At 67.6% G+C, this 25,704-nt stretch carries 27 protein-coding genes; 11 read left to right on the top strand and 16 right to left on the bottom strand.

Annotation, left to right across the window (positions count from 1 at the left end):
• Positions 1 to 8: 8 nt before the first annotated feature.
• The 4 genes from AB0M22_RS36995 to AB0M22_RS36980 all read right to left on the bottom strand — a co-directional run bounded on the left by AB0M22_RS36995 (position 9) and on the right by AB0M22_RS36980 (position 4,027).
• Positions 9 to 1,244, bottom strand: a complete 1,236-nt coding sequence (locus AB0M22_RS36995; RefSeq protein WP_364736858.1) for an ABC transporter permease — start codon at positions 1,242 to 1,244, stop codon at positions 9 to 11.
• The gene (locus AB0M22_RS36990; protein WP_364737131.1) at positions 1,241 to 2,041 is read right to left on the bottom strand and encodes an ATP-binding cassette domain-containing protein; all 801 of its coding nucleotides are present in this window, start codon (positions 2,039 to 2,041) and stop codon (positions 1,241 to 1,243) included. The genes AB0M22_RS36995 and AB0M22_RS36990 overlap by 4 nt, the downstream gene beginning before the upstream one ends.
• Before the next feature lie 96 nt (positions 2,042 to 2,137).
• Positions 2,138 to 3,223: a substrate-binding domain-containing protein gene (locus tag AB0M22_RS36985; RefSeq protein WP_150403563.1), complete on the bottom strand. Its 1,086-nt coding sequence runs from the start codon at positions 3,221 to 3,223 to the stop codon at positions 2,138 to 2,140.
• Between the two features lie 207 nt (positions 3,224 to 3,430).
• On the bottom strand, positions 3,431 to 4,027 hold the full coding sequence (locus AB0M22_RS36980) for an NAD(P)H-dependent oxidoreductase (RefSeq protein ID WP_364736856.1): 597 nt from the start codon (positions 4,025 to 4,027) through the stop codon (positions 3,431 to 3,433).
• Between the two features lie 214 nt (positions 4,028 to 4,241).
• On the opposite strand from AB0M22_RS36980, the gene AB0M22_RS36975 reads away from it, so the two are divergent.
• Positions 4,242 to 5,180, top strand: coding sequence for an alpha/beta hydrolase family protein (locus AB0M22_RS36975; protein WP_364736855.1), 939 nt, complete (start codon positions 4,242 to 4,244; stop codon positions 5,178 to 5,180).
• A gap of 15 nt (positions 5,181 to 5,195) precedes the next feature.
• Here AB0M22_RS36975 and AB0M22_RS36970 read toward each other — a convergent pair whose 3' ends face one another.
• Entirely contained in the window at positions 5,196 to 5,954 is a 759-nt protein-coding gene (locus AB0M22_RS36970; RefSeq protein ID WP_364736853.1) for a class I SAM-dependent methyltransferase, read from the bottom strand.
• A 143-nt stretch (positions 5,955 to 6,097) separates the two neighbouring features.
• On the opposite strand from AB0M22_RS36970, the gene AB0M22_RS36965 reads away from it, so the two are divergent.
• Positions 6,098 to 6,814 (top strand): hypothetical protein, encoded by a 717-nt coding sequence (locus tag AB0M22_RS36965; protein ID WP_364736851.1) that lies wholly within the window; start codon positions 6,098 to 6,100, stop codon positions 6,812 to 6,814.
• Positions 6,815 to 6,821: 7 nt separating this feature from the next.
• Here AB0M22_RS36965 and AB0M22_RS36960 read toward each other — a convergent pair whose 3' ends face one another.
• The 3 genes from AB0M22_RS36960 to AB0M22_RS36950 all read right to left on the bottom strand — a co-directional run bounded on the left by AB0M22_RS36960 (position 6,822) and on the right by AB0M22_RS36950 (position 9,863).
• Positions 6,822 to 7,742 (bottom strand): LLM class flavin-dependent oxidoreductase, encoded by a 921-nt coding sequence (locus AB0M22_RS36960; RefSeq protein ID WP_364736849.1) that lies wholly within the window; start codon positions 7,740 to 7,742, stop codon positions 6,822 to 6,824.
• Positions 7,743 to 7,826: 84 nt separating this feature from the next.
• A complete protein-coding gene (locus AB0M22_RS36955) occupies positions 7,827 to 8,237 on the bottom strand; it encodes a nitroreductase family deazaflavin-dependent oxidoreductase (RefSeq protein WP_364736847.1) in 411 nt (136 codons plus the stop codon).
• 120 nt (positions 8,238 to 8,357) lie between these two features.
• Positions 8,358 to 9,863 (bottom strand): NAD(P)/FAD-dependent oxidoreductase, encoded by a 1,506-nt coding sequence (locus AB0M22_RS36950; RefSeq protein WP_364736845.1) that lies wholly within the window; start codon positions 9,861 to 9,863, stop codon positions 8,358 to 8,360.
• A 69-nt stretch (positions 9,864 to 9,932) separates the two neighbouring features.
• On the opposite strand from AB0M22_RS36950, the gene AB0M22_RS36945 reads away from it, so the two are divergent.
• Positions 9,933 to 10,937, top strand: coding sequence for an AraC family transcriptional regulator (locus tag AB0M22_RS36945; RefSeq protein ID WP_364736843.1), 1,005 nt, complete (start codon positions 9,933 to 9,935; stop codon positions 10,935 to 10,937).
• A 6-nt stretch (positions 10,938 to 10,943) separates the two neighbouring features.
• Here the strand turns inward: AB0M22_RS36945 and AB0M22_RS36940 are convergent, their stop codons facing one another.
• Positions 10,944 to 11,513: a helix-turn-helix domain-containing protein gene (locus AB0M22_RS36940; protein WP_364736841.1), complete on the bottom strand. Its 570-nt coding sequence runs from the start codon at positions 11,511 to 11,513 to the stop codon at positions 10,944 to 10,946.
• Positions 11,514 to 11,639: 126 nt separating this feature from the next.
• Here AB0M22_RS36940 and AB0M22_RS36935 point away from each other — a divergent pair, with 126 nt between their 5' ends.
• Together AB0M22_RS36935 and AB0M22_RS36930 are read left to right on the top strand one after the other, a co-directional pair.
• Positions 11,640 to 13,070, top strand: coding sequence for an MFS transporter (locus AB0M22_RS36935; protein WP_364736839.1), 1,431 nt, complete (start codon positions 11,640 to 11,642; stop codon positions 13,068 to 13,070).
• Positions 13,071 to 13,215: 145 nt separating this feature from the next.
• Positions 13,216 to 16,083 (top strand): BTAD domain-containing putative transcriptional regulator, encoded by a 2,868-nt coding sequence (locus AB0M22_RS36930; RefSeq protein ID WP_364736837.1) that lies wholly within the window; start codon positions 13,216 to 13,218, stop codon positions 16,081 to 16,083.
• Positions 16,084 to 16,368: 285 nt separating this feature from the next.
• Here AB0M22_RS36930 and AB0M22_RS36925 read toward each other — a convergent pair whose 3' ends face one another.
• The 3 genes from AB0M22_RS36925 to AB0M22_RS36915 form a co-directional block, all read right to left on the bottom strand.
• Complete coding sequence (locus AB0M22_RS36925) at positions 16,369 to 17,358, bottom strand: zinc-binding alcohol dehydrogenase family protein (RefSeq protein WP_364736835.1); 990 nt, start codon at positions 17,356 to 17,358, stop codon at positions 16,369 to 16,371.
• Positions 17,359 to 17,362: 4 nt separating this feature from the next.
• Positions 17,363 to 17,827 carry a MarR family transcriptional regulator gene (locus AB0M22_RS36920; RefSeq protein WP_364736833.1) on the bottom strand — a complete coding sequence of 155 codons (465 nt, stop codon included), beginning with the start codon at positions 17,825 to 17,827 and terminating at the stop codon, positions 17,363 to 17,365.
• A gap of 151 nt (positions 17,828 to 17,978) precedes the next feature.
• Positions 17,979 to 19,418 (bottom strand): alpha/beta hydrolase, encoded by a 1,440-nt coding sequence (locus AB0M22_RS36915; protein ID WP_364736831.1) that lies wholly within the window; start codon positions 19,416 to 19,418, stop codon positions 17,979 to 17,981.
• A gap of 72 nt (positions 19,419 to 19,490) precedes the next feature.
• Here AB0M22_RS36915 and AB0M22_RS36910 point away from each other — a divergent pair, with 72 nt between their 5' ends.
• The 3 genes from AB0M22_RS36910 (at position 19,491) to AB0M22_RS36900 (ending at position 21,498) form a co-directional block, all read left to right on the top strand.
• A complete protein-coding gene (locus tag AB0M22_RS36910) occupies positions 19,491 to 20,093 on the top strand; it encodes a TetR family transcriptional regulator C-terminal domain-containing protein (protein WP_364736829.1) in 603 nt (200 codons plus the stop codon).
• A gap of 92 nt (positions 20,094 to 20,185) precedes the next feature.
• Positions 20,186 to 20,722 (top strand): YdcF family protein, encoded by a 537-nt coding sequence (locus AB0M22_RS36905; RefSeq protein ID WP_364737129.1) that lies wholly within the window; start codon positions 20,186 to 20,188, stop codon positions 20,720 to 20,722.
• A gap of 44 nt (positions 20,723 to 20,766) precedes the next feature.
• Positions 20,767 to 21,498 (top strand): VIT family protein, encoded by a 732-nt coding sequence (locus AB0M22_RS36900; RefSeq protein WP_364736827.1) that lies wholly within the window; start codon positions 20,767 to 20,769, stop codon positions 21,496 to 21,498.
• A gap of 38 nt (positions 21,499 to 21,536) precedes the next feature.
• On the opposite strand, the gene AB0M22_RS36895 is transcribed toward AB0M22_RS36900, so the two are convergent.
• The gene (locus AB0M22_RS36895) at positions 21,537 to 22,748 is read right to left on the bottom strand and encodes an alpha/beta fold hydrolase (RefSeq protein WP_364736825.1); all 1,212 of its coding nucleotides are present in this window, start codon (positions 22,746 to 22,748) and stop codon (positions 21,537 to 21,539) included.
• Positions 22,749 to 22,857: 109 nt separating this feature from the next.
• Here AB0M22_RS36895 and AB0M22_RS36890 point away from each other — a divergent pair, with 109 nt between their 5' ends.
• Positions 22,858 to 23,448, top strand: a complete 591-nt coding sequence (locus AB0M22_RS36890; protein WP_364736823.1) for a TetR/AcrR family transcriptional regulator — start codon at positions 22,858 to 22,860, stop codon at positions 23,446 to 23,448.
• A gap of 107 nt (positions 23,449 to 23,555) precedes the next feature.
• Positions 23,556 to 24,521, top strand: a complete 966-nt coding sequence (locus AB0M22_RS36885) for an alpha/beta hydrolase family protein (RefSeq protein WP_364737127.1) — start codon at positions 23,556 to 23,558, stop codon at positions 24,519 to 24,521.
• A 16-nt stretch (positions 24,522 to 24,537) separates the two neighbouring features.
• Here the strand turns inward: AB0M22_RS36885 and AB0M22_RS36880 are convergent, their stop codons facing one another.
• The 3 genes from AB0M22_RS36880 to AB0M22_RS36870 are packed head-to-tail and all read right to left on the bottom strand — an operon-like array spanning position 24,538 to position 25,359.
• Positions 24,538 to 24,714 (bottom strand): CsbD family protein, encoded by a 177-nt coding sequence (locus tag AB0M22_RS36880; RefSeq protein WP_150403582.1) that lies wholly within the window; start codon positions 24,712 to 24,714, stop codon positions 24,538 to 24,540.
• 9 nt (positions 24,715 to 24,723) lie between these two features.
• Entirely contained in the window at positions 24,724 to 24,879 is a 156-nt protein-coding gene (locus AB0M22_RS36875; protein WP_191094067.1) for a DUF6131 family protein, read from the bottom strand.
• Between the two features lie 24 nt (positions 24,880 to 24,903).
• Positions 24,904 to 25,359 (bottom strand): hypothetical protein, encoded by a 456-nt coding sequence (locus tag AB0M22_RS36870; RefSeq protein WP_364736820.1) that lies wholly within the window; start codon positions 25,357 to 25,359, stop codon positions 24,904 to 24,906.
• Between the two features lie 127 nt (positions 25,360 to 25,486).
• On the opposite strand from AB0M22_RS36870, the gene AB0M22_RS36865 reads away from it, so the two are divergent.
• Complete coding sequence (locus AB0M22_RS36865) at positions 25,487 to 25,681, top strand: heavy metal-associated domain-containing protein (protein ID WP_364736818.1); 195 nt, start codon at positions 25,487 to 25,489, stop codon at positions 25,679 to 25,681.
• The last annotated feature ends 23 nt before the right edge of the window (positions 25,682 to 25,704 follow it).

The raw sequence follows: 25,704 nt of genomic DNA, 5'->3' as shown, positions 1-25,704 counted from the left end.
TGCGTGAGTTACCTACGGAGTAATGTGCGCTTGCGCGACAAGGCATCTACGCCGGCCGCCAAGAGCAGCACGAATCCTGTCACAACGAACTTCGTGCCCGCGCTGTAGCCCATCAGGCCCATTCCGTTGTCGATCACCGCGACCACCGCGGCGCCGAGCACCGCGTCCAGCATTCGGCCGCGTCCGCCGAACAGGCTGGTGCCGCCGATGACCGCCGCGCCGACCGCGAGCAGCAACACGCTGCTGCCGCCGGTGTTGGGATCGACGGAGTTGGCCCGGGACGCCGCGACCAGACCGCCGACCGCGGCCATCGTCGAACACAGCACGAAGGCAAGGATTTTCACCCGATCGACGGTGATGCCCGCGCGCCGGGCCGCCTCGGCGTTGCCGCCGACCGCGTAGATGTGCCTGCCGAACGAGGTCCGGTTGAGCACGAAGGTCCACAGCAGCAACAGCACCGCGATCAACGGCACCACGATCGGCATGCCCTTGAGCGAGTGCAGTTCCGGGTTGCGGCTGCGTTCGCCGTTGAGCACCAGCACCGCGATGCCGAGCACCACCGCGACCGCGACGATCCGCGCCACGATCACCGGCGCGGTTTCGCCGGTGAGCCCGAGTTTGTTGCGGGCCCGCAGTTTCCGGTATTGCAGGAACGCGAACCCGGCGATGAGCACGAGGTACATCAGCCAGCCGAGCAGCGGTGGGACGTTCTTGTTCGCGATGGCGAGGATGGTGTCGTCGCGGATGGAGATGTTGCGGCCGTTGTCCATGATCTTCAGCGCGACGCCTTGCAGCGCAAGGAAAGCCGCGAGGGTCACCACGAACGACGGGATGCCGATCTTCACCACGATGGCGCCGATGATCAGCCCGATCACCACGCCGGTGAGCAGCGACGCCACCACCGCTACGTACCAGGGCCAGCCGCGGTCGGTGAGCAACACCGCGAGCACCGCGGCGCAGACGCCGCTGGTGAAGCCGGCGGACAGGTCGATCTCGCCGAGCAGCAGCACGAAGATCAGGCCCATCGCGATCACCGCGATCGCCGCGCCCTGGGTGAACAGGTTGGCGAAGTTGGCCTCGGACATGAAGACCGGGCGCGCGGCCCAGAACACGCAGGACAGGATGACCAGGGCGAGCACGGACGGCAGTGCGCCCATGTCACCGCTGCGCACCCGGCCGACGTAGGTGTTCACTAAATCGGAAACCGGTGCGGTAGTGGGCTTTTCGTCGATAACGGCGCTCATCCCTTGACTCCATTCGCGTCCAGGCCCAGTGCGCCGCTGCGGCCTGCCGTAATCAGTTCGACGACCTGGCCGTGGGTCACATCGGAGGTCCGGACCTGGGCGGCCATCCGCCCCAGGTACAGCGCCGCGATCCGGTCGGAGACCGCGAAGACGTCGTTCATGTTGTGCGAGATCAGCACCACCGCGAGCCCGCGGTCGGCCAGGCGGCGCACCAGTTCGAGCACCTGCTGGGTCTGCTGCACGCCGAGCGCGGCGGTCGGTTCGTCAAGGATCACCACCTTGCTGTTCCACAGCACGGCTTTGGCGATCGCGACGGTCTGCCGCTGGCCGCCGGACAGGCTCGACACCTGCTGGCGGACGCTCTTGACGGTGCGAACGGACAAGCTGGCCAACGTCTTTCCGGCCAGTTCCTCCATCGCGTACTCGTCGAGCACGATCCCGTTCTTGCGTTCGCGGCCGAGGAACATGTTCTGCACGATGTCGAGGTTGTCGCAGAGCGCGAGGTCCTGGTACACGATCTCGATGCCGAGCGCCGCCGCGTCGCGCGGGCTGTGCACCTGAACGGGGTTGCCCTCGAACAGGAATTCGCCCGCGTCGATCGGGTGGGTGCCGCCGATGCATTTGACCAGCGTCGACTTCCCGGCGCCGTTGTCGCCGACCAGCGCGGTCACCTCACCCGAGTAGGCGCTGAAGGCGACGTCGTGCAGGACGTGAACCGCCCCGAAACTCTTTTCTAGGCCGCGTAATTCGACTACGGGCGTTTCCGGCCCACCCGTCGCCCGGCCACCGCCCCTCATCGAATCGCTTCGCGATGCTTCACTCATAGTGCTGCTCCTGAGAAGGAGCCCCCTCCGCCGTCCCCTCATCGAAACGGCGGAAGGGGCTGGGTGCGATCAGATGCCGTTGTCCGCGCAGAGTTTCGCGATCTCGCCGGTGCACAGCTCGGCCTTGGTCACATAGCCGTCCGCGACAACGTCTTTCACCTGCTGCGCGTAGATCGGCTTGGGCTCCAGCAGCACCGACGGCACGTCGGTCTTGGCCTCGGGATCCTTCACCGTGCCGTTCGCCTGGCCCGGCTGGCCCTTGGTCAGCGCGATAGCCAGTTCGGCCGCCGCTTCGGCTTCCTTCTTGATCGCCTTGTAGACGGTCAGGCACTGGTCGCCCTTGAGCACGTTCTGCAAGCCCTGCACCGTGGCGTCCTGGCCGCTCACCGGCACCTGGCCGTTGAGCTTCTGCTTCTTCAGCACCGCGATCGCGGCGTTGGCCAGGCCGTCGTTGGCAGCGACCACGCCGCCGATGTTCGGCGTGCCGGTGAGCATCTGCTCGAAGATGGTGCCCGCCTGGGTGTTATCCCATTCCGGCACGGCCTGGTCCGGGCCCTTGACGAACTGGCCCGCGTCGAACTTGGGCTTCAGCACGCCGTCGTAGCCGGTCTTCAGCAGCGTGGCGTTGTTGTCGGTCGGGCCGCCGTTGAGGTAGGCGACGACCGGCTTGTTCGCGTTCTTGTCGGTCAGGCACTTGGCCACGCCCTCGCCGAGCAGGCTGCCGACCTTCACGTTGTCGAAGGACACGTAGAACTGGGCGCCGCCGCCGAGGGTGAGCCGGTCGTAGTCGATCACCGTGACGCCCTGCGACTTGGCCTTCTGGATCACGGCCTTGCCGGTGCCGCTGTCCAGGTTCGTCATCAGCAGCACCGAGGCGCCGTTGGTCATCATCTGGTCGGCGATGGTCTGGAAGGCGGTCTTGTCGCCCTGCGCGTTCTGGATGTCGGCCTTGACGCCGGCCGAGTCGAACGCCTGCTGCAGGTACTTGCGGTCCGCGGTTTCCCAGCGGGCCGAGGTCTTGCTGTCCGGCAGGATCACCCCGATCTTGGCGCCGCCACCTCCCGAGCTCTTCGAGTCGTCACCACAAGCAGTCAAAGTCAAGGAGGTCAGCACGGCGACCGAGACGGCCGCAACGCCGAGAATGCCCTTACGCATGAGGGGGCCTTTCGTGGAACCACCGCCCCGGGCGTGCCCGGGCGGTCGAGATCGAGCGAATGTTGTTCGCTGCAACATATTCGACTGTGACCCACAGCACAACCTGTTCAAGCGACCAATTTGTTGTTCGAGATAACAATCAGGACACGTGAGCATGTGCTCACATGTCCCGGGGGTTCGAACCTTGATCGCGGGCGTCCGATCTGGCTAGCCGTCCGCGGCGAGTGCCGCAGCCAGGGTGCGGGCTTCCTGGAGCCAGGTGGTGCGCTGTTGGTCGGTCGAGTCGGTGACTGTGCGGAATACCTTGCGGCGCACGTCTTCAACGCCGATGTACGGGAGGACGCAGGCTGCCCAGATCTGCTGGAGTGGGTCGCCGAAGACGTCACGTTCGCGGTCTTCCGTGGTGTCGGAAGTGTTGAGGATCAGGGCGCGCTTGGCTCGGAGCAGGCCGACGGGCTCGCCGGCGGCATCGGACAGTTTGTAGGCGACGGCAGGGGTGAGCACTCGCTGGATCCAGCCGGTGAGGATGGCGGGTGGCATGCCCCACCAGTTCGGGTGGATAAAGATCAGGGCGTCGAGTTCGGGCAGTTCGTTCTGGTATCGGCGGATCTGTTCGTTGACGGCCGGTGTGCTGTCGACGGTTTCGGTCTCCCCCGCGGCGAGTGCTGGATCGAAGTTTTCCGCGTAGAGATCATGCGGTACGACCTCGACCGCTCGGCCCCGCAACTCGTCGACGACTGCGTCGAAGAGGGCTCTGTTGAAACTGTCGGGTCGGGGGTGGGCCAGGTATACCGCGATACGCATGGGGATCACTGTGCCGGACAGGTTCATACCCATCGTCCATCGGGCTCTACGGCCGAGAAGCACTGGTCTACATGATGATTCAGCCGAGCACCGCATTGTTCGTGAAATCTCCCAATTTGCGAACAACACTATTCGCAAATGGGGCATCTGCTTTAGATTCATTCGTGCGGGATCGCACGGTTCGGAGCCGATCCCGAGAGGAAAGGATCACCCGTTGCCCCGACTCAGTCGACTCACCCTGGCCGTCGCCACCGTAATCGCCAGCCTCACTGCGCCTTTCGCGGTCGACGCACCCGCCGAGGCCGCAGCGGGCACGGTCCGCTGGGAAACCAGGGTCAGTGACCGCATTCTCGATATCGGCGTCTCCTCCCCCAACCTCGAAGGGCCGGACTGGTCGGTCAAGGTGGTCCGGCTGCTGCTGCCGCCCGGCTGGACCAAGGAATCCACGCGCAGCTGGCCCACCGTCTGGGTGCTGCACGGCGGCTTCGACGATCACAAATCCTGGACCGACAAGGGCAATCTCGAGGCGCTCACCGCGGGCAAGAACGCCATCTTCGTGCTGCCCGAAACCAGCTGGTGCAGTGCCTATTCCGACTGGTACAACGACAATCACGACGGCCCGCCGGCCTGGGAGAAGTACCTGCTCGACGACGTCCGCACCATCCTCGAATCCACCTACCACGCCAACACCACCCGGGCGATCGCGGGCAACTCGATGGGTGGCCTCGGCGCGATGAAGTTCGCTGCCGCCCACCAGGGTTGGTTCAATTCCGCCGCCTCGTTCAGCGGGAACGTGGACCCGTTGCACGAGTCGGGCGCGCCCGGCGAACCCGACAAGCCGGGTCAGGGTTGCGCCGCCGACTGGAAACGGGTCTGGGGCGACTACCGGGATCATCGCGAGATCTGGGTCGCCAACAACCCCTACAGCCAGGCCGACAAGCTGACCGGCATCCCACTGTTCGTCTCCTATGGCAACGGCGATGGCGTGGAATCGCTTGCCTACGAACAGAACTTCCGCTTCGTCGACCACCTGCAAGATCTGGGCGCGACGGTCGACGAGCGCTATGTGCCTGCGCAAGGCCACAACTGGGACGCCTGGAAGGTGCAGATGCAGAACGCCCTGCCCATGCTGCTCGGCTCGATCGGCGCCTGATCCGCCGGGCAGCGGTCAGTTCGTTTCCCGGCGCAGCACCGCCTGGTATTCCCAGGCGTCCCAGAGCGGGTGCGTCGTCGAATTGCGCTGATCCGTCCGGAGTTCCGCGCCGTCGAGTTCCATCCGCTCGACGACCAGGCCGGTGCCCTCGGCCAGCAGCAGCAGGTCGGCGGGCGCGTAGCAGCGCCCGAACTGGTCGAGGGCTTCGGCTTCCTTGTCGACCGGCCACCAGCGGTCGCTGAAATGGCTGGTCAGCGGGTCGTAGTCATTCAGGTTGGCGAGGTCGACGAGGTACTGCTCGTGGTCGATCTCGCCGGCGGCGCGGGCCCACTTCCACGGGCTGAACACGTCGAGGATCATCGCGCCGCCGGGGCGCAACCATTCACCGCTGACCCGGCGCAGCAGCGTGCGCTGGTCGGCGTCGCTGCCGACGCCGAAGCCGTTCCAATAGACCACGCAGTCGAACTGCGCACCGAGTTCGACCTGGTAGAAGTCGCCTTCGATGATCCGCAGGTCCCGCCCGTCGACCTCGGCGGCGCGCTCCCGCGCCTGCTGCGCGCGCACCGAACTGAGTTCCACCGCGGTCACCGAGTAGCCGAGATCGGCCATCACCACCGCGGTCGTCCCGCTGCCCGCGCCCAATTCGAGGACTCGTTCGATCCCGTCGCCCGCCAGCCGCGCGATGGACGCCGCGCGCTGCCGGTCCGACTCGCGCACCGTCTGCGGACCCCACCACATCGGCGCGGTCTCGAAAAACAGCTTTACCCAATCCATGGAAGATCCCCCCGCCAGAGGTCACCGGCCACTGCCCCAGGCCGATTTTCGGTACCAATCGGATACTGCCCGATGTTCGCCCACACGGAAAGGGCAAATCGCCGGGATGCATCACGATTGCGTAATCTGTCACGATGTATGCCGTGACCGCGCGGACCGAGACGAACGAGTGGGTGCGCGCGGCCGCACTCGACAACGCCGAATGGTGCGCCGCGATGTGCCGGTCGCATGGGTTGACCAGTGCATTCGATGCCACCGCGTGGGCGAGTGCCCAGCGGACCCCACCGCTGTATCCGGACGCGGTGACCCTCGGCCCGCACACGGCCTCCGATCAGTTGCTCAGCCGAATCGACCGCATTGCGCCCGGAGCATCGATCAAGGACAGCTTTGCTTGTCTGGACCTCAGTGCGGCGGGCTTCCACATCCTGTTCGAGGCGCAGTGGATCTATCGACCGGCCGAGCTTCCGCCGCCCGCCTCGTCACGCCCTTGGACCTTGATCGATGCGCCCGGCGCGCTGGCCGAGTGGGCGAGCTCCTGGAGTCAGGATCCGGTGCTCCGCAAGATATTTCGACCGGAGCTGCTGGCCGACGATTCGGTGGCGGTGCTCGGCCGCGGGGACGGCGACCGGTTCACCGCCGGTGCGGTCGCCCACCGAAGCGGGAACGTGGTGGGCATAACCAATCTGTTCTATTCCGGCCTAGAGGCAACCGATGCCTGGGCCGACTGCTTGAGCGCCGTTCACCAATTGTGGCCTGGCCGAAGCGTCGTCGGCTACGAGCAGGACGAAGACCTGGCTGCGGCAATCCACCACGGCGGCAAACCGGTTGGCCCGCTGCGGGTTTGGCTTGCCTCGGCCTAGACCGAGATCAGCCGACGTGCGGCAACACCTCGGCGGTGATTCGTTCCATCTGCGCCGACGCGTCGAAAAGTGGGTTGATCAGGATCATTTCGGCGCCGGCCGCGGCGACCGCGCGCAGTCCGGCGACGCAGGTGTCCGGCGATCCGCAGACGGCGACCGGCAGCAGGCGCTTGCCGAAGTCGCCGTATTGGGCGATCAGGGCGTCGGTCATCCGTTGCCGGGCACGATCGGCATCGTCGTCCACCGCGATGTAGACGCGTTTGGCGATGCGGAAATCCGTGGCGTCCCTGCCGGTTTCGGCGAGCGCCGCGCGGACGATCGGGACCTGATCGGCGAACTGCGCCGTGGTCGAGGACCCGGCGCCGAAGAACCCGTCCCCGTGCCGCACCGCCCGGCGCAGCGCCGCGGGCTTGCTGCCGCCGAACCACAAGGGCGGGTACGGCTTCTGGAACGGCTTGGGCTCCATCGCGGCGGCGGCCAGTTGCCAGAACTCACCGTCGAGATCGACCGACGGCTCGGTCCACAGCGCCTTCATCACCTGCAAGCCCTCGTTGAAGCGCCGCACCAGGTTGTCTTCGGGATCGACACCGAACGCCGAGAACATCCGGTGCCGCCCGCCGATCCCGACACCGACCTCGAGCCGGCCCCTACTCAACTGATCCACCGTCGCGATCCGCTTCGCCAGATGCACCGGATTGTGCAGCGGCGTCACGAACACCGCACACCCCAGCCGCATCCGCTCATTGCAGGCCGCCGCGAACGCCAACGTCTCCAGCGGACTCGAACTAGGCGAGGCCCCCAGCACCTGCTCGGTCATCCACGCACTCTCGAACCCGAGCTCCTCGGCCCGATCCAAATACTCCCGCAGATCCCTCGGCTGAAAGGCCCCATCGGCGGCATGCTGCGGAATCGAGATCGCGTATCGCATGCCCCCGACCCTAACGCGACAAGCCAACGACGCCCGTCACCCGAGGTCAGCGGCGGTGCCGGGGTCCGGCGAGCCCCGGTTTCGTCAGTTCTCGAGGGTGAGGGCGACTACGGGGATTACTCGGTCGGTCTTCTGTTCGTATTCGGCGAAGCCGGGCATGACCTCGACCATGGCGGCGTAGAGGCGGTCGCGTTCTGGACCTTCGGTGATCGGGGTGGCGGTGGCCTTGTGGGTTTCGGTGCCGATTTCGACGGAGACTTCGGGGTTGGCGCGCAGGTTGTGGTACCAGTCGGGGCTGGTGGGCGCGCCACCCTTGGAGGCGATGATGACGACGCGGTCCTGGTCGCGAACGAAGGCGACCGGGCTGGTTCGCGGGAGGCCGGATTTGGCGCCGGTGGTGGTGAGCAGGAGCAGGTCGTGGCCTTCGAAGGGACCGCCCACCTTGCCCGCGTTGGCGTGGAATTCTTCGATGATCTTCGCGTTCCAGTCAGACATTCGGGCTCCTAGAGTCGGAAATAACACCGTCCACCGACCCTATCCAGAAGATCACCCCGGCGAACGGGACAGCACCGTGGCGACACGCGGGTGCGGCCGCGGTGCTGTCCCGTTCGATGATCAGCGCAGCGCCAGGACCGGTTCGCGGACGGCCGACTTCGGGGTGGCGGCGAGGGTTTTGTTCAGGTCGGTGCGCAGGGTGGTGGCGGAGTCGAGCAGGTAGTTCTGCCGGACCTTCCAGGGGTGGCGATCGCCCTGGTGCGGGAAGTCGGCGATCGAGCGCTGGATGTAGCCGGCGGCGAGGTCGAGCAGCGGTTGCTGGTTGAGTTCGCCGTCGGGCTTGGGCACCACGGCGGCGTAACCGCGGCGGTCCATGTGGTTGATGATCTTGCAGACCAGGCGGGAGCTGAGGTCGGCGCGCAGGGTCCAGGAGGCGTTGGTGTAGCCGACGCAGACGGCGAAGTTGGGCAGGCCGGTGAGCATCGCGCCCTGCCAGATGAACTGATCGGACAGGGTGACCGGTGCGCCGTCGACGCGCGGGGTGATGCCGCCGAACGGCAGCATTTGCAGGCCGGTGGCGGTGACCACGATGTCCGCAGGCAGGATTCGGCCGGACTTCAGCCGAATGCCTTCCGGCACAAAGCTATCGATGTGGTCGGTGACCACCTCGGCCTTGCCCTTCTTGATCGCCCGGAAGAAGTCGGCGTCGGGGACCGCGCACAAGCGCTGGTCCCACGGGTTGTAGGTGGGCGTGAAGTGTTCGGCTACGGCCTTCTCGTCCTTGAGGATTCGCGTGGTGAGCGCGGTGAGCAGCTTGCGCGCGGCGGCCGGACGACGACGGCAGTACTGATAGAAGCCGATGGAGAACAGGATGTTCTTGGTGCGGATCACCCGGTGCGCCAGTTTCGGCGGCAGCAGCTCGCGGATCCGGTCGGCGTACTTGTCCCGGCCGGGGACCGCGCTGATCCAGGTCGGGGTGCGCTGCAACATGGTCACCAGCTCGGCTTCGCCGGCCATCGACGGCACCAGGGTGACCGCGGTGGCGCCGCTGCCGATCACCACGACCCGCTTACCGGCGTAGTCGAGGTCCTCGGGCCAGAACTGCGGATGCACCACCTGCCCGGAAAACGAAGCGAGACCGGGGAATTCGGGCGTATAGCCGCGGTCGTAGTTGTAGTAGCCCGCGCACGCGTACAGGAAGCCACAGGTCAGCTCGCGCCGCGTCGCGGCGCCCGCCGCGTCGCGCTCTTCGAGAGTCAGTGTCCAGCGGGCGGTTTCGCTCGACCAGTCGGCGGCGACCACCTTGGTCTGGTAACGGATGTGCCGGTCGATGCCGAACTCTTCGGCGGTCTCGTTGATATACCGGCGAATCGACGGCCCGTCCGCGATCGACTTGGCCTCGCGCCACGGCTTGAACGGGTAGCCGAGGGTGAACATGTCCGAGTCCGAGCGGATGCCGGGATAGCGGAACAGATCCCAGGTGCCGCCCATCGCGGCGCGCGCCTCGAGCACGGCGTAGGTCTTGCCGCGGCACTCGGTCTGCAACCGGTAGGCGGCGCCGATGCCGGACAGACCGGCGCCGACGATCACGACATCGAGGTGTTCGGTAGCTACGGTCTCGCTCATGGTCCCAGTCTGGAACCGAATCGACCCGCATTCTTGACTTTGCGCGACAACTATTTAACTCTGGGCGACATGAGCGTGATCCGATCCGCCGGGCTGCGCGGCTTCCGCGCGACGGTGGCCGAACTCGGCGGCGATGCCGAGGAGTACGCCCTCGCCTGCGGTCTGCCGGTCGCCGCGCTCGACACCGACGACCTCCTGGTCCCCGATCAAGCGCTGGCCGCGGTGCTCGAACTGGCCGCGCAGCGCCTGGACTGCGACGACCTCGGCCTGCGCATCTCGCTGCGCCAGGACCTCGACATGCTCGGCCCGCTCGCCCTGGCCATCCGGAACTCGCCGTCGCTGACCCACGTCCTGGAATGCTCGGCGCGCTACCTGTTCCTGCATGCCCGCGCGCTCACGCTGACCCCGGAACCCGACCCGTACGGCGATCGCGGCGTGATCGCGCTGCACTACGGCGTCCAGCCCGGCATGCTGTCGCCCATCCAGGCAACCGATCTCGGACTCGCCTTCGTGCATCACACCATCGAACGGCTGGCCGGCGACCGCTACCGGCTCCTCTCGGTCGAGCTGCCGTACCGGCCGCCCGCACCGATCGCCCGCTACGCGGAATTCTTCGGCGCGCCGGTGCGGACCAACCGGCCGTACGCGGCGCTGCGAGTGCCGCGGAACCTGCCTGCGCTGCCGCTGAGCGGCGGCGACGAGAACCTGCACCGGTTGGCGATGGCCTTCCTGGCCGGGCAGGCGGGCGGCATCGACGGTTCGGTGGTGCCCAAGGTCCGGGCCACCGTGCAGCAGTTGCTCGGCACCATCGCACCCGAAATCGGTTCCGTCGCAAAGTTGTTGACCGTGCACCCACGCACGCTACAACGCCGTCTGGCCGCGGAAGGCACCTCGTTCGCCACCATCCTGGACGACGTCCGCCGCGACGAAGCCCGCCGCTACCTCACCACCACCGACATGCCGATGAGCCAGGTCGCCTCGGTCATCGGCCTCTCGGAGCAGTCGACGTTCACCCGTTGCTGCCGAAGATGGTGGGGCACAACGCCGACCGCGATTCGGCGCAACCGGGCGTGAGGCCGGCTACTTGGCCACGCGCAACCCGTCGAGCGTGACGCCGATCAGCCGTTCCGCGGCCTCTGGCGTCTTCTCGCAGGCAATGCCGATGCCGTGGCCCAATCGCAGCATGTCGCGCGGCTCGATATCGGTGCGGATCACACCCGCGTCCTGCGCGGATTTCAACAGCGCGGCGGCCGCGCCGTTGATCAGGCCCCGGCACAGGGCGAAGGTCTCGGAGTCGTGATCGATCAGCGCCTTCAACGTGGTGGTGAGACTGCGCTTGTCCATCACGAACTCCACCTGCTCGCGCATCCACTTCTCGAATGCGTCCGCGGGAGAGTCTGTTTCGAGTAATTCGTAGGCGCGCTGACTCAGCCGTTCGATGCTGGCCCGGTACACCGCCTCGATCAGCGCCTCCCGATTCGGGAAATGCCGGTACAGCGTGCCGGGGCCGACCGCGGCGCGGCGCGCGATGTCGTCCAGGGGCACCTCGGGTCCGTCCTCGGCGAAGGCCTCGCGCGCGCACTCGACGATCCGCTCATAGTTGCGCCGCGCGTCGGCCCGCATCGGCCGCGCGGTCGACGGTTCGGCCACGATCCCTCCAGTGGAAACGGATGAAGTCTCCGGTTAGTCTTGCGTAAACGGAGAATCTCTCCATATGATAGCTCTATCGGAAGCGGAGACTCTCTCCGTTTAGCTCACGAATCGATGGAGCGCTTCTTGTCCACGAACACCATCTCCGCGGGCACAACCACGTCCGCCGCCAGCACCCGGCCGTTCCGTTCCGGCCTCGTGCTGGTCACCCTGTTGACCTGCCAATTGATGATCATCCTCGACATCACCGTGATGAATGTGGCGCTGCCGCGCATCCGCACCGACCTGGAATTCAGCGCCACCGGCCTGTCCTGGGTGATGAACGCCTACACCCTGGTCTTCGGCGGCCTGCTGCTGCTCGGCGGCCGGGCCGGCGACCTGTTCGGCCGGCGCAACCTGTTCATCGCGGGCACCACCCTGTTCACCCTGGCCTCGCTGGCCGGCGGCCTGGCGCCGTCGGCGACCTGGCTGCTCGTCGCGCGCGTCGTGCAGGGCATCGGCGCGGCCATGGCAGGCCCGAGCACGCTCGCCCTGCTGACCACGACCTTCAGCGAACCGAAGGCCCGGATGCGGGTGCTCGCGCTGTTCTCCGGCATGTCCAGCGCGGGCTTCGCCATCGGCCTCATCCTCGGCGGGCTGCTGACCGAATGGCTGAGCTGGCGCTCGGTGCTGTTCATCAACGTGCCCTTCGGCCTGGTCGTCGTGCTGCTCGCGCTGCGGTACCTGCCCGACGCGGTGCGCCGGCCCGCCCGGCTCGATCTGCCCGGCGCGGTGACCGCGACCGGCGGCGTTGCCGCACTGGTCTACGGCTTCATCAGCGCCGCGGCGAACGGCTGGCGCAACGAGACCACCGACATCTCGCTGGCCGCAGGCGTGCTCCTGCTCGTGGCATTCATCGCGATCGAACTGCGGACGGCACAGCCCTTGCTGCCGTTGCGCCTGTTCACCGATCGCAATCGCGCCGCCGCCTACGCCAACATGTTCCTCGGGCCGATGGCGGGCATGTCGATGTTCTTCTTCCTGACCCAGTATCTCCAGGAGGTGCGCGGATTGAGCGCGCTGGCAACGGGTTTCGCGTTCCTGCCGACCGCGGTGCTGATGTTCACGATGATCCGGCTGATCCCCCGGCTGCTGCCGCGGTTCGGGCCGAAGCCGGTCACCCTGGTCGGCACGGCATTGATGGGATCCGGACTGGCTCTGCTGACGCAGTTGCGCACCGACAGTGGATATTTCCCGCTGCTGTTCGTGGCCATGGTGCTGATGGGCTTCGGTATCGGACTGGCGTTCTCGCCGTTGAACGTGATCATCATGTCGAGCGTGCCGCCGAGTGACGCCGGGGCGGCGGGCGGTGCGTTGCAGACGTTGCAGCAGACCGGCTCCGCGCTCGGCTTGGCCATTCTGGTCACGGTGTTCGGCACGGCGGCGCGGGGCGCGACCGGATCGCCCCAGCAGGTGCTGGTCAGCGGCACCACGACGGCGTTCGCCGTGGCGGTCGGCATCGCGGTGCTGACCTTCCTCGTCGCGCTCACCTTCCGCAGCACCCGCACGACCACCTGATCGCGTCGACGCAGGAAGCCGGAGGTCCAGCGCCCACCCGCGGCGCGGGGCCGCCGGCTTTCCGGCGTATCCGGCCTGGCCGATATCCACTCCTCGGTCGGGACCCGGCACCGCGATAAACTCCCAGCGTTCGGGAGGTCGGTTGGTGCAGTTCGTGGTCTTGGGCGAGGTCAGGGCGTGGCGCGGGGAGGAAGCGCTACAGCTCGGACCGCCACAGCGTCGGGCCGTGCTCGCGGCCCTGCTTTTGCGTGCCGGCAGCGCGGTCACCGCGGCCGAGCTGGTCGAGGGCATCTGGGGTCAGCGGCCGGTGCCGCGCGCGATCGCCGCGCTGCGCACCCACGTCGCGCAGTTGCGCCGCACGTTGGAACCCGATCGGCTGGCGCGTGGTCCGTCGACGGTGCTGGTGTCCATCGGGGACGGCTACGCGCTGCGGATACCGCCGGGGTCGACCGATGTGGCGGAGGTGGAACGGCTCGTCGCGGCGGCCGGACAGGTCCGCGACAGCAGACCCGCCGCGGCGCGGGCGAATCTGGTTGCCGCGCTGGGCAAGTGGCAGGGCACGGCGCTGAGCGGGCTGCCCGGCCCGTTCGCCGAGCGGCAGCGCTCGCGGCTGGAACAGTGGCGGCTGGCCATCCTGGAGGACCGGCTCGCCCTGGACATCGAGACCGGCCGCAGCTCCGACGCGGTCGCCGAGCTCACCTCGTTGATCGAGGAACATCCACTGCGCGAACGGTTCCGGGCCCTGCTGATGACCGCGCTGTACCACTGCGGCCGCCAGTCCGACGCGCTCGACGCCTACGCGCAGGCCCGGCGCGCGCTGGTGGACGGCGTCGGCGTCGAGCCGGGTCCGGAACTGACCGTGGTGCACGACCGGATCCTGCGCGGCGCGATGCCCGCGATCACCGAGTCCCGCGCGGAGCTCGTCCTCGAGCAGGCGCCCGCCCAATTGCCGCCCGACATCGCCGATTTCACCGGCAGGGAGCGACTGGTCGACGAATTGGCGGCGCAGCTGACCGGCGCGGGCAGCGCGGTGGCGATCTCCGCGGTCGGCGGCATGGGCGGGGTCGGCAAGACGACCCTCGCCCTGCACGTCGCGCACCGGGTGCGAGATCGGTTCCCGGACGGGCAGTTATACGCGAACCTGCACGGCGTCGACCCGGTGCCCACTCCCCCTGGCGCCGCGCTCGGCGGTTTCCTGCGCGCACTCGGTGTCGCCGAAGGAGATATCCCGTCCGGCGTCGACGAGCGAGCCGCCGAACTGCGAACTCGATTGTCCGGCAGGCGAATTCTCATGGTGCTGGACAACGCACGGGACTACGCGCAGGTGGCCCCGCTGCTCGCCGGGTCGGCGGTGCTGATCACCAGCCGGTCCGCGCTGACCGAGCTGCCCGCGGTGACCCGCACCCGGCTCGACGTGCTCGAAACGGCCGAGGCGATGGCGTTGCTGGTCCGCATTCTGGGCGCGGAACGCGTTGGCGCCGAGGTGGGGTCGGCGCGGGAGGTGGTCGCGCATTGCGGCCTGCTGCCGCTGGCGGTGCGGATCGTCGGTGCGCGGCTCGCGGTCCGGCCGCAGTGGACGATCGCGTCGTTCGCCGAGCGGTTGGCCGACGAGAAGAGCAGGCTGAACGTCTTGAAGACCGGCGATCTCGCGGTCGAGGCGGTGTTCCGGCTCGGCTACGGGCAGCTGGTTCCCGCGCAAGCCAAGGCGTTTCGCACGCTGGCGCTGGCCGAGGTGCCCGATCTGTCCATCGACGCGATCGCGGCGATTCTCGGCATCGCCGCGCACGACGCGGAGGAGGTGTGCGAATCCCTGGTCGATCTCAGCCTGTTGGAGACCACCGCGCCCGGCCGCTACCGATTCCACGATCTGCTGCGGCTTTTCGCGCGCGCAGTGGCCGACGAGGACGAATCCGCCGTGCTGGTCCGGGTTCTCGACTATCACCTGGCCAGCGCGAAGAACCTGCTCAGCGCGATCGACTACAGCAACACCACCCGGCTGCTGGTCGCGACCGATGTCCCCGGCCGCGCGTTCGACAGCGGCTCGGATGGGCAGGCGTGGAACGATATCGAGCGTCCGGTGGTCATCGCGCTGCATCAACAGGCGGCGCGAGTCGGCGGCCGGGCGCTCGACGTGGCGGCGGATCTGGCCTGGGTGATGGCCGAGTTGATGGACGCGGGCACCGGTGCGCGGGAGCTGTCCCGTGCGCTGGAGTCGTTGCTGGACACCGCGATCGCCGAGGACAACCTGGCCGCCGAGCGCCGGATCCGGACTGCCCTCGGCGCGCTGCTCCAGGTCGGGCTCGGCGAGGTCGAGGCGAGCCTGCCGCATCTGCGCGCGGTCTCCGGTCCGCCGACCAACGATGTCGACCGCAGGCTCTCGGTGCTCGCGTCGGTGTTGTTGGGTGTCGCGGCCCGGCGGATGGGCGACGCCTATGCCTCGCATCGGCATTTCGAGCACGCCACGGAACTCACCCGCACCCTCGGCGATCGATCGATGGAGGCCTGGTGCCTCGCGCTGGTTACCCGAACCTACTGCGAGGCAGGACAATACGACGAGGCGGTGCAGATGGCGGAGCGGGCCATCGCGCTCGCGCGCGAATCGTCCAACCCGGTCGCGCTCGGCTGGGCCACGCACGAACTGGCTGCCACCCTGTCGATGCTCGGCCAGCATCAGCGCGCGATCGAACTCGGCGGCGAAGCGGTGCGCGCGGCGCAACACAACGGCGTACGGCTGTGGGAAGGCTGGGCGCGCACCCGGCTGGCGCAGATCCATCTGCAAGCAGGCAATGTGGCCGAGGCGGAGACGCACGCGGCCGGCGCGCTGCAACTGCTGACCAAGGCCGCCGATCCGATCGATCGGGCGCGGGCGATGGCCTTGCATGCCGCCGCGCTGGCGGCGCGGGGTCGGCCGGTGCGGGCCGAGCAGGAGTTCCGCGAGGCGGCCGAGATCTTCACCCGCGCGGGGCTTTCGCCGCCGAGCATCGACCGGTTGTTCGGCACCGGCGCGGACTGACCGCTTGCCGCGCCGAATAACGAACGTTTATTCGGTATTTATCGGTCGCTGAACCGCGGCTGGCATCCTGCTGAGTCGATGCGACCACACCATCGCCAATGGTGCGCAGGAGAGGGGTCGTGCGGACTCGCGACCGCCCGGAACTGGGACCGAGCGGTCACTCGGGTCCGCGCCGACTCGCGCTCGCGGGGTGCGCGAGGCGTTGCGCGGACCCGCGCTGCCAAGGCTCGAAGGTCAGATCGAAGAGCCCGCCGAGTTGATCGAGGGCGGCGGGCTCGCCGAGGCTCAGAGCGCGACGACCAGTTTGCCGGTGGCGGCGCCGGATTCCATGTAGCCGTGGGCTTCTTGGATCTGGTCGAGGGTGAAGGTGCGGTCGATGGGGATGGTGATCCGCTCGGCGGCGGCCGCGTCGAGGAAGTCTTGGAGGACCTCGGCGGGGAGGTCGCTCGCGTCGCCGCCGTAGGCGGTGAGGCGGACGCCCTGCGGGAGATAGCCGATGGGGTAGAAGTTTTCGACGAGCCATTCGTTGGACAGCATGCCGGTGAAGCAGACGACGCCGTGGATTCTGGTGGCGCGCAGGGTGTCCGGCAAGGTTGGGGTGCCGACGAGTTCCAGGGCGGTGTCGACGCCGTCGGGGGCGATGCGGCGGACCTGGTCGGCAACCTCACCGTTGTCGATCAGCACGTGATCGACACCGAGGTGTTTCAGTGCGTCGGCCTTGGCCGGGTTGCGCGTGGTCGCGAAGACGATCATGTCGCGCTGCTTGGCGAGGATCGCGGTGGCCGCGCCGACCGAGGAGGTGCCGCCGCGGATCAGGATCGATTGGCCCGGTTGGCCGTCGAGTCCGATGGTCAGCGAACCGTAGGCGGTTTGCAGCATTTCCGGTACCGCGCCGAGGGTGGGCCAGTCCAGGGCGCTGGTGAACGGAATCACCTGGGCCACAGGGACACAGGTGTACTCGGCGTAGCCGCCGTCGAAGGTGCGGCCCATGCCGCCCATCATCGCGACGACCTGTTGGCCGGCCGCGAATTCACCGCCGGGACTGGACGCGACGATGCCGGTCGCCTCGATGCCCGGCACGCGCGGAAAGGTGACGCCTTCGGCCAGTCCGAGGCGGGTATGTAGTTCGGACCTGTTGAGGCCGAACGCCTTTACCTGGATGAGCACCTCACCAGGTTGCGGGGTCGGGACGGGTATGTGTCGTATCCGCAAGGCGTCCAAGGGACCTGGGCCGTCCAGCACGACGGCCCGCATGGTGGTGGGAATCGGGGGCATTCGACTACTCCTTCGCTAGCTCCGCCGTGGGCGCGGCGGACAGGTTGGCGGAACGGAGCAGACGCAATGTCGCGTCGAGGCGGTCCACGGAATCGGGACCGAGTACCGCGCCGATCCGATCGGCGAGTTCGGCCTCGACCGTCGCCGTCGCGGCGTGCAGCAGGCGGGTGCCGCTGCGCGTCAACGTGATTCGATGCGAACGACCGTCGGCGGGATCGCGCCGCCGTTCCGCGTAACCCGCGGCCTGCACTCGATCGACGACCTTGCTGGCGCCGCCCTCGGTAATGGTCATCGCCTCGGCGATATCCCGTACCCGCGCGCCACCGAGGCGGTCGGTGACGCGCATCATCTCGAACCAGGGCAGCGGCATCGCGTGGTCGTCGCGCAGTCGGCGCTCGACGGCGTTCCACAGCAGGATTTCCACCCGCACCAACTGGTCGAACAGTTCAGCCAGGCGCGCTTCCGCCACGAGATACTCCATTCCTTGTCATACTCATGGACCAACGGGGTTGGTCTATGAGCACTACTTAGTGGAATTATCGTCCGTCAGAGCCGAACAACTTCATTCCATGGAATGGAACAGCCAGAATGGCTTCCAATATTCCTGTAGGTCGAGCGGACTACCGACAGACTGTCCCCCGCTCGGGCACCGCACCCTCGCGCAGGTAGGCGTTCACCACGCGATCGACGCAGTCGTTCACGCCGCCATACGCACCGTGCCCGACTCCGTGATAGGTCACCAGAACACCCGACCCCAACGCCTGCGCCAGCTCGGACACCCACTCGATCGGCGCCTCCGGATCACCCGTATTGCCGATCAACACGATCGGCGCCGCACCCGCACCACTCAGCGGAGCCCGGCCGACACCGTGCACCGGCCAGTGCGCGCACTCGGCCAGCCGGAGCCCGGTCAGCTCGCCGAAACGCGGTGAGACCTTGGCGAACTCGGGCAGGAACCCGCGAATCTGCTCGGTGCTGTAGAAGTCCGGATAGTCCGCACAGTTCGCGGCCGTGTTGATCGACGCGAAGTTGGAGCGCGACCCGTCCGGGCGGCGGCCCGCGAATAGGTCCGCGTAACCGATGAGTTCGTTGCCGTTGCCCGAGAAGGCCTGGGCGAGTGCGGTGGTCAGGTGTGGCCAGACTTCCGGTGCGGCTACCCCTAGGCCGAGCGCCGCCGTGGCGACCGGCCTGGTGAGCGGAGCGCCACGATCGGTCATCGGCGGCGACACTTCGACGCGGGCCAGGAACGCGTCGATCCCGTCTGCGGCTGCTTGCTCCGTGCCGCCGAGCGGGCAATCCCCCTGGGCCACACAAAAACTCAGGAACTGCCGCAATGCCGCCTCACTACCCGCGGACTGATCGAGCAGACTTTGCCGGAACGTGCGCAACGGCGTGCCCGGCGCGTCCAGGAGCATGCGGCCGACCCGCTGCGGGAAGAGCGTGGCGTAGGCCGCACCCAATTGACCACCGTAGGAAACGCCGAGGTAGTTCAGCTTCTCGTCGCCCACCGCAGCACGCACGAGGTCGATGTCGCGCGCGGAATCGAACAGGCCGATATGCGGAAGCAGCGGTCCGGACGCCGCCACACACGAGTCGGCGAACTGCCTACTGCTCGCATCGATCGCCGACCATTCGGCGTCGGTACGCGGAACCCGTTCCGGCAGTGCACCATCCGAGCAATTGACCGCGGTACTGCGCCCGACGCCGCGCGGATCCCAGGACACCAGGTCATACCGATCGAGCAAGGCCGAGAACCGAGAAGCCACGCCCACCACGGTTTCCAGGCCGGAGCCGCCGGGACCGCCCGGGTTGTAGACGAGCGAGCCGAGCCGCCGCGCCGGATCCGCGCTGCGAGTCCGGATCAGCGCCAGGTCGATCGTGCCCGCCTCGGGTGCGCGGTAGTCACGGGGCGCGGTGATCGTCGCGCATTCCCACACCCGCCCGTCGCCCGCGATGCCCTGACACGGCGACCACGCCGGCTCATCCCGCTGCGCCGGGCCTCCCCCGCAGGCGGTCGCCAGCAACGCCACGACCCCGAGTGCTACGCCGAACCACCGCATCCCTGTCCCCACCTTTCCCAGCACGACTGTGTTACTTATCGAAAGCTAACACAGTCGTGCTACAAATACGAGGTGGCAAGAACCGTCGACCAACAGGCGCACCAGCAGCGGCGGCAGGAGATCGCCGAGGCCGTCTGGCGGGTTATCCAGCGCGACGGGCTGGAGAACGCGTCGGTGCGCAAGGTGGCGACCGAGGCCGGCGTCTCGATGGGCAGCCTGCGGCACTACTTCTCCACCCAGTCCGAACTGCTCGCCTTCTCGCTCGGCATGGTCGGCGAGGGAATGATGGACCGGATCCGGCAACTGGACCTGGCCGACGATCCGGTCGACCGCGCCGCGCAGATCCTGCTCACCGGGTTATTGCCGACCGGTCCCCGGCAACGCGCGGTGACCAAGGTGTGGCTCGCGTTCCTCGGCCGCGTGCTCACCGAACCGGCGCTGCGCAAGAGCAGCGACGAACTCTATGACTCCACCGCGGAACTCGTCACCTGGGTGATGCAGGAACTGGCCGCGAGCGGTCGCCTACGCGACGGCATCGATCTCGAGTCGGAGACCGATCGGCTGTATATCTTCGTCGACGGCCTCACCGTGCAGTCGCTGATCCGCCCGGAAAAAGTTCCGCCGGAACGGGTTCGGGAGTTACTGAGGCAGTATCTCGACCAGCTGTGCCGCTGAGCTCGACGACACCCAGGGGCCGCCATACACCTTCCCGCCTGCGGGAAACCGGCCGCCGCGCGGATTTCGGTATCGTCGGGCGGGTGACCGGCCTGCGACGAGCTGGAATCTTCTTCGGAGCCCTGCTCGCCCTGGTCCTGCTGATCGGGCTCGCGGGTCTGCCGGTGTACGTCTATCCGCAGACCGATCCGTTGCGCAAGGCCGACGCCATCGTGGTGCTGGGCGGTACCGCCTACGAGCGGTTCGATGTCGGGCTCGAGCTGGCCGAGCAGGGATACGCTCCGACGCTGTTGATTTCGCGTTCGACCGGGCTCGACGACCACGAGATGGACAGGTACTGCGCGGGCCATTTCGCCTTCACCGTCAGCTGTTTCGTCCCGGATCCGTGGACCACCGAGGGCGAGGCGCAGGAAATCCGGCGGCGGGCAGAGCAATTCGGCTGGCGGCACATCATCGTGGTGACCTACACCCCGCACGTGTCGCGGGCGCGCTACATCGTGTCGAAATGCTTCGACGGCGAGCTGACCATGGTGGCCAGCCCGAGCGCGTCGGGGCCGCGGTTCTGGGCGTGGATGTATATCCGGCAGTCGGCCGGATATCTACGGGCGTTCCTGTCGCTGGGCTGCTGAGCGGCTACCGGACCGCAGGCCGAACTTCGCTTAGTCTTCGAATCATGGACGAGACGACCAGTGCGCCCGCCGGCGCGCACCCGCACGAACCGCACGCCGAGGGGTTGGCGTCCAAGCTGAACTGGTTGCGCGCCGGAGTGCTCGGCGCGAACGACGGCATCGTGTCCACGGCCGGCCTGGTGGTCGGCGTCGCCGCCGCGACGACCAGCACGGGCGCGATTTTCACCGCGGGCATCGCGGGGCTGTCGGCGGGTGCGATCTCGATGGCGGTCGGCGAGTACGTCTCGGTGAGCACCCAGCGCGATTCCGAGCGAGCCCTGCTGGCGAAGGAACAGCGCGAGCTGCGCGAGGAACCGGAATTTGAGCTGGCCGAACTGGCCGGCATCTACGAGGCCAAGGGCCTGTCCGCCGACACCGCCCGCAAGGTCGCCGAGGAGCTCACCGCGCACGACGCGTTCACCGCGCACGCCGAGGCCGAGCTGGGACTCAACCCGAAGGATCTGACCAACCCGTGGCAGGCCGCGTTCTCCTCGGCGGTCTCGTTCACCTTCGGCGCCCTACTGCCGTTGCTGGCCATTCTGCTGCCGCCGGTCCCGCTGCGGATTCCGATCACCTTCGCCGCCGTGCTGGTGGCGCTGGCCGTCACCGGGTCGGTCAGCGCCCGCCTCGGCGGCAGCGAGCGCGGCCGCGCGGTGCTGCGGGTGGTGATCGGCGGTGCGCTGGCCATGGCGGTCACCTACGGCATCGGCCAGCTCGCGGGCGTCGCCGGGATCTGAGCCCGGCGACGCGACGACCACCCAGCAGGCGACCGCGATCACTCGACCGGGAGCGCTTCGAAAATGCCGTCCAGCCAATCAAATACGCGCTGGTGGGTCAGCAGCATCGCGCCCATGTGGCAGTGCGCGCCCGCGCCCTCGGCGGTGGTGCCGACGATCAGTTCCTTCGGGCAGGTGAGGGCCGCGTAGACGCGCTGCGCCTCGCCCTTGAAGAACAGGTCGTTCTCGGCGTCGAAAACGAGTGTCGGGCAGTCGATCTGGTGCACGATGCCGTCCAGGGTGTACGGCTTGGTCTTGCGGATGTAGTCGGCCGGCGAGGTCGCGCCGAAGGTCCAGGCGCCGTTGCGCAACGCCCACCGGACGGTGGTGTTGTAGGCCATGAGCAGTCCGGCGACCGGCAGCGCCTCGGCATCGCGGCCGGATTCGACCCACTCGGTGAGGAATTCGGGCATCAGCCTGGTGTTGGAGTCGTGGTAGTCGAAGAGACCGTCGTTGAGCACGAGCGCGGCGATCCGGTGCTCGAAGGCGGCCGCGCGGGCGACCAGGTAGCCGCCGAGGCTGTAGCCGTACACCGCGATCCGTTCCGGGTCCACCTCCGGTAGGTTCAGCGCGAAGTCGAGGACCGGGGTGATGACCGCCTCCCAGTCGTGCCGGAACGGCAGGCCCTGCTCACGAATCACCGCGCCTTGACCGGGTCCGTCGTAGGCGAGCACGTGGTAGCCGCGCTCGACCGCGGCGGCGGCCAGGGCGAACCACGCTTCCTCCAGGGTGGAGTCGAAACCGCTGGTGAAGATCACCGTCGGTCGCGGTGCGCCGGAATCGTCGGCCAGGAACAGATAGCCGGGAAGAGTGGTGTCCTGGAAGGGAATTGCCACCTCTCGTACCGGGGTATCGAGCAATTCCGCTGCCTGCGCGAAGGTTTCGCGCGCGCGGCGGGACAGCTCGCGGGCGACCGGGTCCTCGGCGGGGTTGTCGCGGAGGTAGAACTCGGCGGTGCGGTAGTAGTTCGAGGCGCGCAGCAGGGCCTCGCGGGCGCTGACCGGGTGGCCCTTCGCCAGTGCGTCGGTGCCGATCGCGTGCACCCGCTCGGCGGTGGCCTGCCACTCGCGCTGCCAGGCCGCCTCGTCGCCGTCGGTGATCCGGCTCGCGGTGGCCAGCACCTCGCCCAGATCGGCCCCGCCGTAGCTCGCGAAGCCGGCCGCGCGTAGCGCCTCGAAGTCGAAGGACTCGTCGTCGAACTGGAATTTCATCGCTCTACCTCGATCTATACGTCGATACGGTTGCGTTTCGTCGTGCTACACAGACGGTACGACGACTCACGACGAAACGCAACCGTGTCGACGTGGTTAGGATGAGCGCATGACAGACTCCCCCCGCGTCCCCGCCGGAGCCGCGGTGATGCAGCCGCAGGTCACCTCCGCGATCACCCGGGCGGCCTTCGCCGAGCTGGCCGAGGTCGGCTACGGCAAGCTGACGATGGAGGGGGTGGCGCGACGCGCGGGCGTCAGCAAGCCGACGCTGTACCGGCGGTGGGCGACCAAGGAGCAACTGGTGCTCGCGCTCGTCGAACAGGTCGCGGTGGCCGCCGCGGAGGTGCCGGACACCGGGTCGCTGCGCGGCGATCTGCGGGCCTTCCTCGAGGTCACCGCCGCTGGTTTCAGCCATCCGCTCGCCTCGCGGATCATCCCCGACCTGCTCGCCGAGGGCGTCCGCTCACCCGCGGTCGCCGACGCGTTGCAGGCCGTCGGGCACGGCCGCCGCGAAAAAGTCGGGCAAATACTGCGGCGCGGGATCGATCGGGGCGAACTCCCGGCCGGCCTCGATCTCGCGCTCGCCCTCGATCTGTGCATCGCCCCGCTGTTCTGGCGGCGGCTGCTGGGCGGGGAGCCGACCAGCTCCGATTACCTGGACAACCTGACGAGCACGCTGATCGCGGCATTTCGCGGCTGAGGCTCTCCTGAGGATTCGAACCACCTAGCGAATTCGCCGCTACCCTGGGTTGGGTGCCATGTCGCCGAAGAACCTACGCGGCGAGCCTGCTGCTCGCGGTCGCGCTGATGGTCGGGACGGGGGCGCCGGCGTATGCGGCGAACATCGCGGCGGCGCAGGCTTCCGCGATCACCGAAGCACAGGCGGTGACTGACCGGACCGTGCGGCTCCAGGTCTATTCGGCGGCGATGCAACAGGACATCACCGTCGATGTGCAACGGCCGGCGGACGATTCGGCGCCGCGGCCGACGCTGTACCTGCTGAACGGCGGCGGTGGCGGCGAGGACCAGGCAACCTGGCAGCTCAACACCGACGCGCTGAGCTTCCTCGGCACCAAGGACGTCAATGTGGTGCAGCCGGTCGGCGGACAGTGGAGCTACTACACCGATTGGCGGGCACCCGACCCGAAACTCGGGCTGTACAAATGGCAGACGTTCCTCACCGAGGAGTTGCCGCCGCTGATCGACGCCAAGTTCGGCACCAATGGCGTCAATGCCATTGCGGGGCTGTCGATGTCGGGGACCTCGGCGTTGCAGCTGCCGATCGCGAAACCCGGCCTGTATCGGGCGGTCGCCGCGTACAGCGGGTGCGCGCAGATCAGCGATCCGGTCGGGCAGAGCTTCGTTAACCTGGCGGTGCAGATGTGGGGCGGCGGCAATACGGTGAATATGTATGGGCCGCCGAATGATCCGATGTGGGCGGCGAACGATCCGTACGTGCACGCGGACCAGTTGCGCGGGCTGAAGTTGTTCCTGTCCAGCGGAACCGGGGTGCCCGGGATGTACGACGTGCCCGGCGGCAAGTATGTGCAGCAGGGCCCGAACGGCTTCGTCGATCAGGTCGCCGGAGGCAGCGTGATCGAGGCGGTGGCCGACTGGTGCACGCGGAACATGCGAGATCGGCTGGACGCCTTGGGCATTCCGGCGACCTATGATTTCCAGCCGACCGGGACGCACTCGTGGGGGTACTGGCAGGACGCGTTGAAAGCGTCATGGCCGGTGTTAGCCGAGGGGCTTGGTCTGCCCCTCGGCTGAACAACCGGCCATCCGGTCAGCGTTTGAACGCGTCCCGCAATTTGTCCGCGGCGCGTTTCACGTTGCCGCGAGCCTGTTCTCGACGTCCCTCGGATTCCAGGCGGCGGTTGCCCACCGCCCGTCCGAGGTATTTCTTCGCATTGCCCCTGGCGGCTTGCACCTGGTGCGCAATCCGATCTTCGAACTTACTCATGGTCGGTCCCTAGTAATACCAGCGCCGACCACCGACCGGGCGGCCGACCGATCCGGCGATCATGAGCACGAGGCCGACGACGAGGATGATGATGCCTGCGGTGGTGAGCAATCCGATTCCGAGCAGCCACCCCGCGATGAGGAGGACAAGTCCGAGAATAATCATGGTCGTATTTCCTTTTCTCGATGATTATTTCGACGCCGGCGCCTGCACGCGGGTCGTGCTTTCGGCGCGCGGGGTGCCACCGGCTGGAGTCGTGGCCGGACGGCGCACGAATCGACTCCAGACGGGCTCGCGGTGCGGCTGCGGTACGGGCTCCTGGCGAGCCGGCGGTGTGCTGCCGTCCGCTAGATCGCGCCGGACCGCCGCCATTTCGCGGCGGGATTGCCTGAGCTCACGACGTGCCACCATGTTTCGGCGGGATACACGCCAGACACCGGTCAGCAGTAAGGAAAGGCCGACGGCGCCGATGGCGCCGAGGACGATGCCGTAGCCGAACAGCAAACCGCTGGAGCCGTGGAAGTGGTAGTCGAAGACGGCGAAATCACTTGATAGGAAGTGGGCTTCGCCGTTGTTCGCCACCACGCCGGCGACTCCGACGATCACAGCTGCGATCAAGACGACGAGCCCGATGATGATGATCATGACAATCCTGTTGTGTCGAGTTGTATGACACCCCGGCTATTCCCGGGGACTCGACGACCAAACGTAGGGAATCGAACTCGACTGCTCGTCGGCGTTTACCCGCCCGGAATCGGTCTATCCGAAGAGCATGAGTTCGTACACCATCACCTTGCACAACGTCACCCACGAGTCCGCCTCCGCCATCGAATCCTCCCTACGCAGCGTCAACGGCGTCGACTACGTCGACATCGACGTGCCGTCCGAGTCCGCCACGGTCAACTCCGACCTCACCTACAACGAGGTGCTCGAGGCGATCCGCAACACCGGCGTGGCCGCCAGCTGATCTTGCTGCCCGCCTGGACGATT

Origin of the sequence: Nocardia sp. NPDC051756 (assembly GCF_040681495.1) — a bacterium.
Classification (GTDB): Bacteria; Actinomycetota; Actinomycetes; order Mycobacteriales; family Mycobacteriaceae; genus Nocardia.
Note: the sequence above shows the minus strand (reverse complement) of the source record. Positions and strands in the feature narration are given on the sequence as shown.

Excerpts from the sequence above, each read along its gene's own strand:
- AB0M22_RS36915 (WP_364736831.1), bottom strand. The coding sequence starts at position 19,418 with ATGCGGTGGTTCGGCGTAGCACTCGGGGTCGTGGCGTTGCTGGCGACC.
- AB0M22_RS36885 (WP_364737127.1), top strand. The coding sequence starts at position 23,556 with ATGGTCGGGACGGGGGCGCCGGCGTATGCGGCGAACATCGCGGCGGCG.
- AB0M22_RS36945 (WP_364736843.1), top strand. The coding sequence starts at position 9,933 with ATGAGCGTGATCCGATCCGCCGGGCTGCGCGGCTTCCGCGCGACGGTG.
- AB0M22_RS36960 (WP_364736849.1), bottom strand. The coding sequence starts at position 7,742 with ATGCGATACGCGATCTCGATTCCGCAGCATGCCGCCGATGGGGCCTTT.
- AB0M22_RS36985 (WP_150403563.1), bottom strand. The coding sequence starts at position 3,223 with ATGCGTAAGGGCATTCTCGGCGTTGCGGCCGTCTCGGTCGCCGTGCTG.
- AB0M22_RS36990 (WP_364737131.1), bottom strand. The coding sequence starts at position 2,041 with ATGAGGGGCGGTGGCCGGGCGACGGGTGGGCCGGAAACGCCCGTAGTC.
- AB0M22_RS36870 (WP_364736820.1), bottom strand. The coding sequence starts at position 25,359 with ATGATCATCATCATCGGGCTCGTCGTCTTGATCGCAGCTGTGATCGTC.
- AB0M22_RS36890 (WP_364736823.1), top strand. The coding sequence starts at position 22,858 with ATGACAGACTCCCCCCGCGTCCCCGCCGGAGCCGCGGTGATGCAGCCG.
- AB0M22_RS36995 (WP_364736858.1), bottom strand. The coding sequence starts at position 1,244 with ATGAGCGCCGTTATCGACGAAAAGCCCACTACCGCACCGGTTTCCGAT.
- AB0M22_RS36865 (WP_364736818.1), top strand. The coding sequence starts at position 25,487 with ATGAGTTCGTACACCATCACCTTGCACAACGTCACCCACGAGTCCGCC.
- AB0M22_RS36970 (WP_364736853.1), bottom strand. The coding sequence starts at position 5,954 with ATGGATTGGGTAAAGCTGTTTTTCGAGACCGCGCCGATGTGGTGGGGT.
- AB0M22_RS36980 (WP_364736856.1), bottom strand. The coding sequence starts at position 4,027 with ATGCGTATCGCGGTATACCTGGCCCACCCCCGACCCGACAGTTTCAAC.
- AB0M22_RS36875 (WP_191094067.1), bottom strand. The coding sequence starts at position 24,879 with ATGATTATTCTCGGACTTGTCCTCCTCATCGCGGGGTGGCTGCTCGGA.
- AB0M22_RS36880 (WP_150403582.1), bottom strand. The coding sequence starts at position 24,714 with ATGAGTAAGTTCGAAGATCGGATTGCGCACCAGGTGCAAGCCGCCAGG.
- AB0M22_RS36950 (WP_364736845.1), bottom strand. The coding sequence starts at position 9,863 with ATGAGCGAGACCGTAGCTACCGAACACCTCGATGTCGTGATCGTCGGC.
- AB0M22_RS36925 (WP_364736835.1), bottom strand. The coding sequence starts at position 17,358 with ATGCCCCCGATTCCCACCACCATGCGGGCCGTCGTGCTGGACGGCCCA.
- AB0M22_RS36895 (WP_364736825.1), bottom strand. The coding sequence starts at position 22,748 with ATGAAATTCCAGTTCGACGACGAGTCCTTCGACTTCGAGGCGCTACGC.
- AB0M22_RS36955 (WP_364736847.1), bottom strand. The coding sequence starts at position 8,237 with ATGTCTGACTGGAACGCGAAGATCATCGAAGAATTCCACGCCAACGCG.
- AB0M22_RS36900 (WP_364736827.1), top strand. The coding sequence starts at position 20,767 with ATGGACGAGACGACCAGTGCGCCCGCCGGCGCGCACCCGCACGAACCG.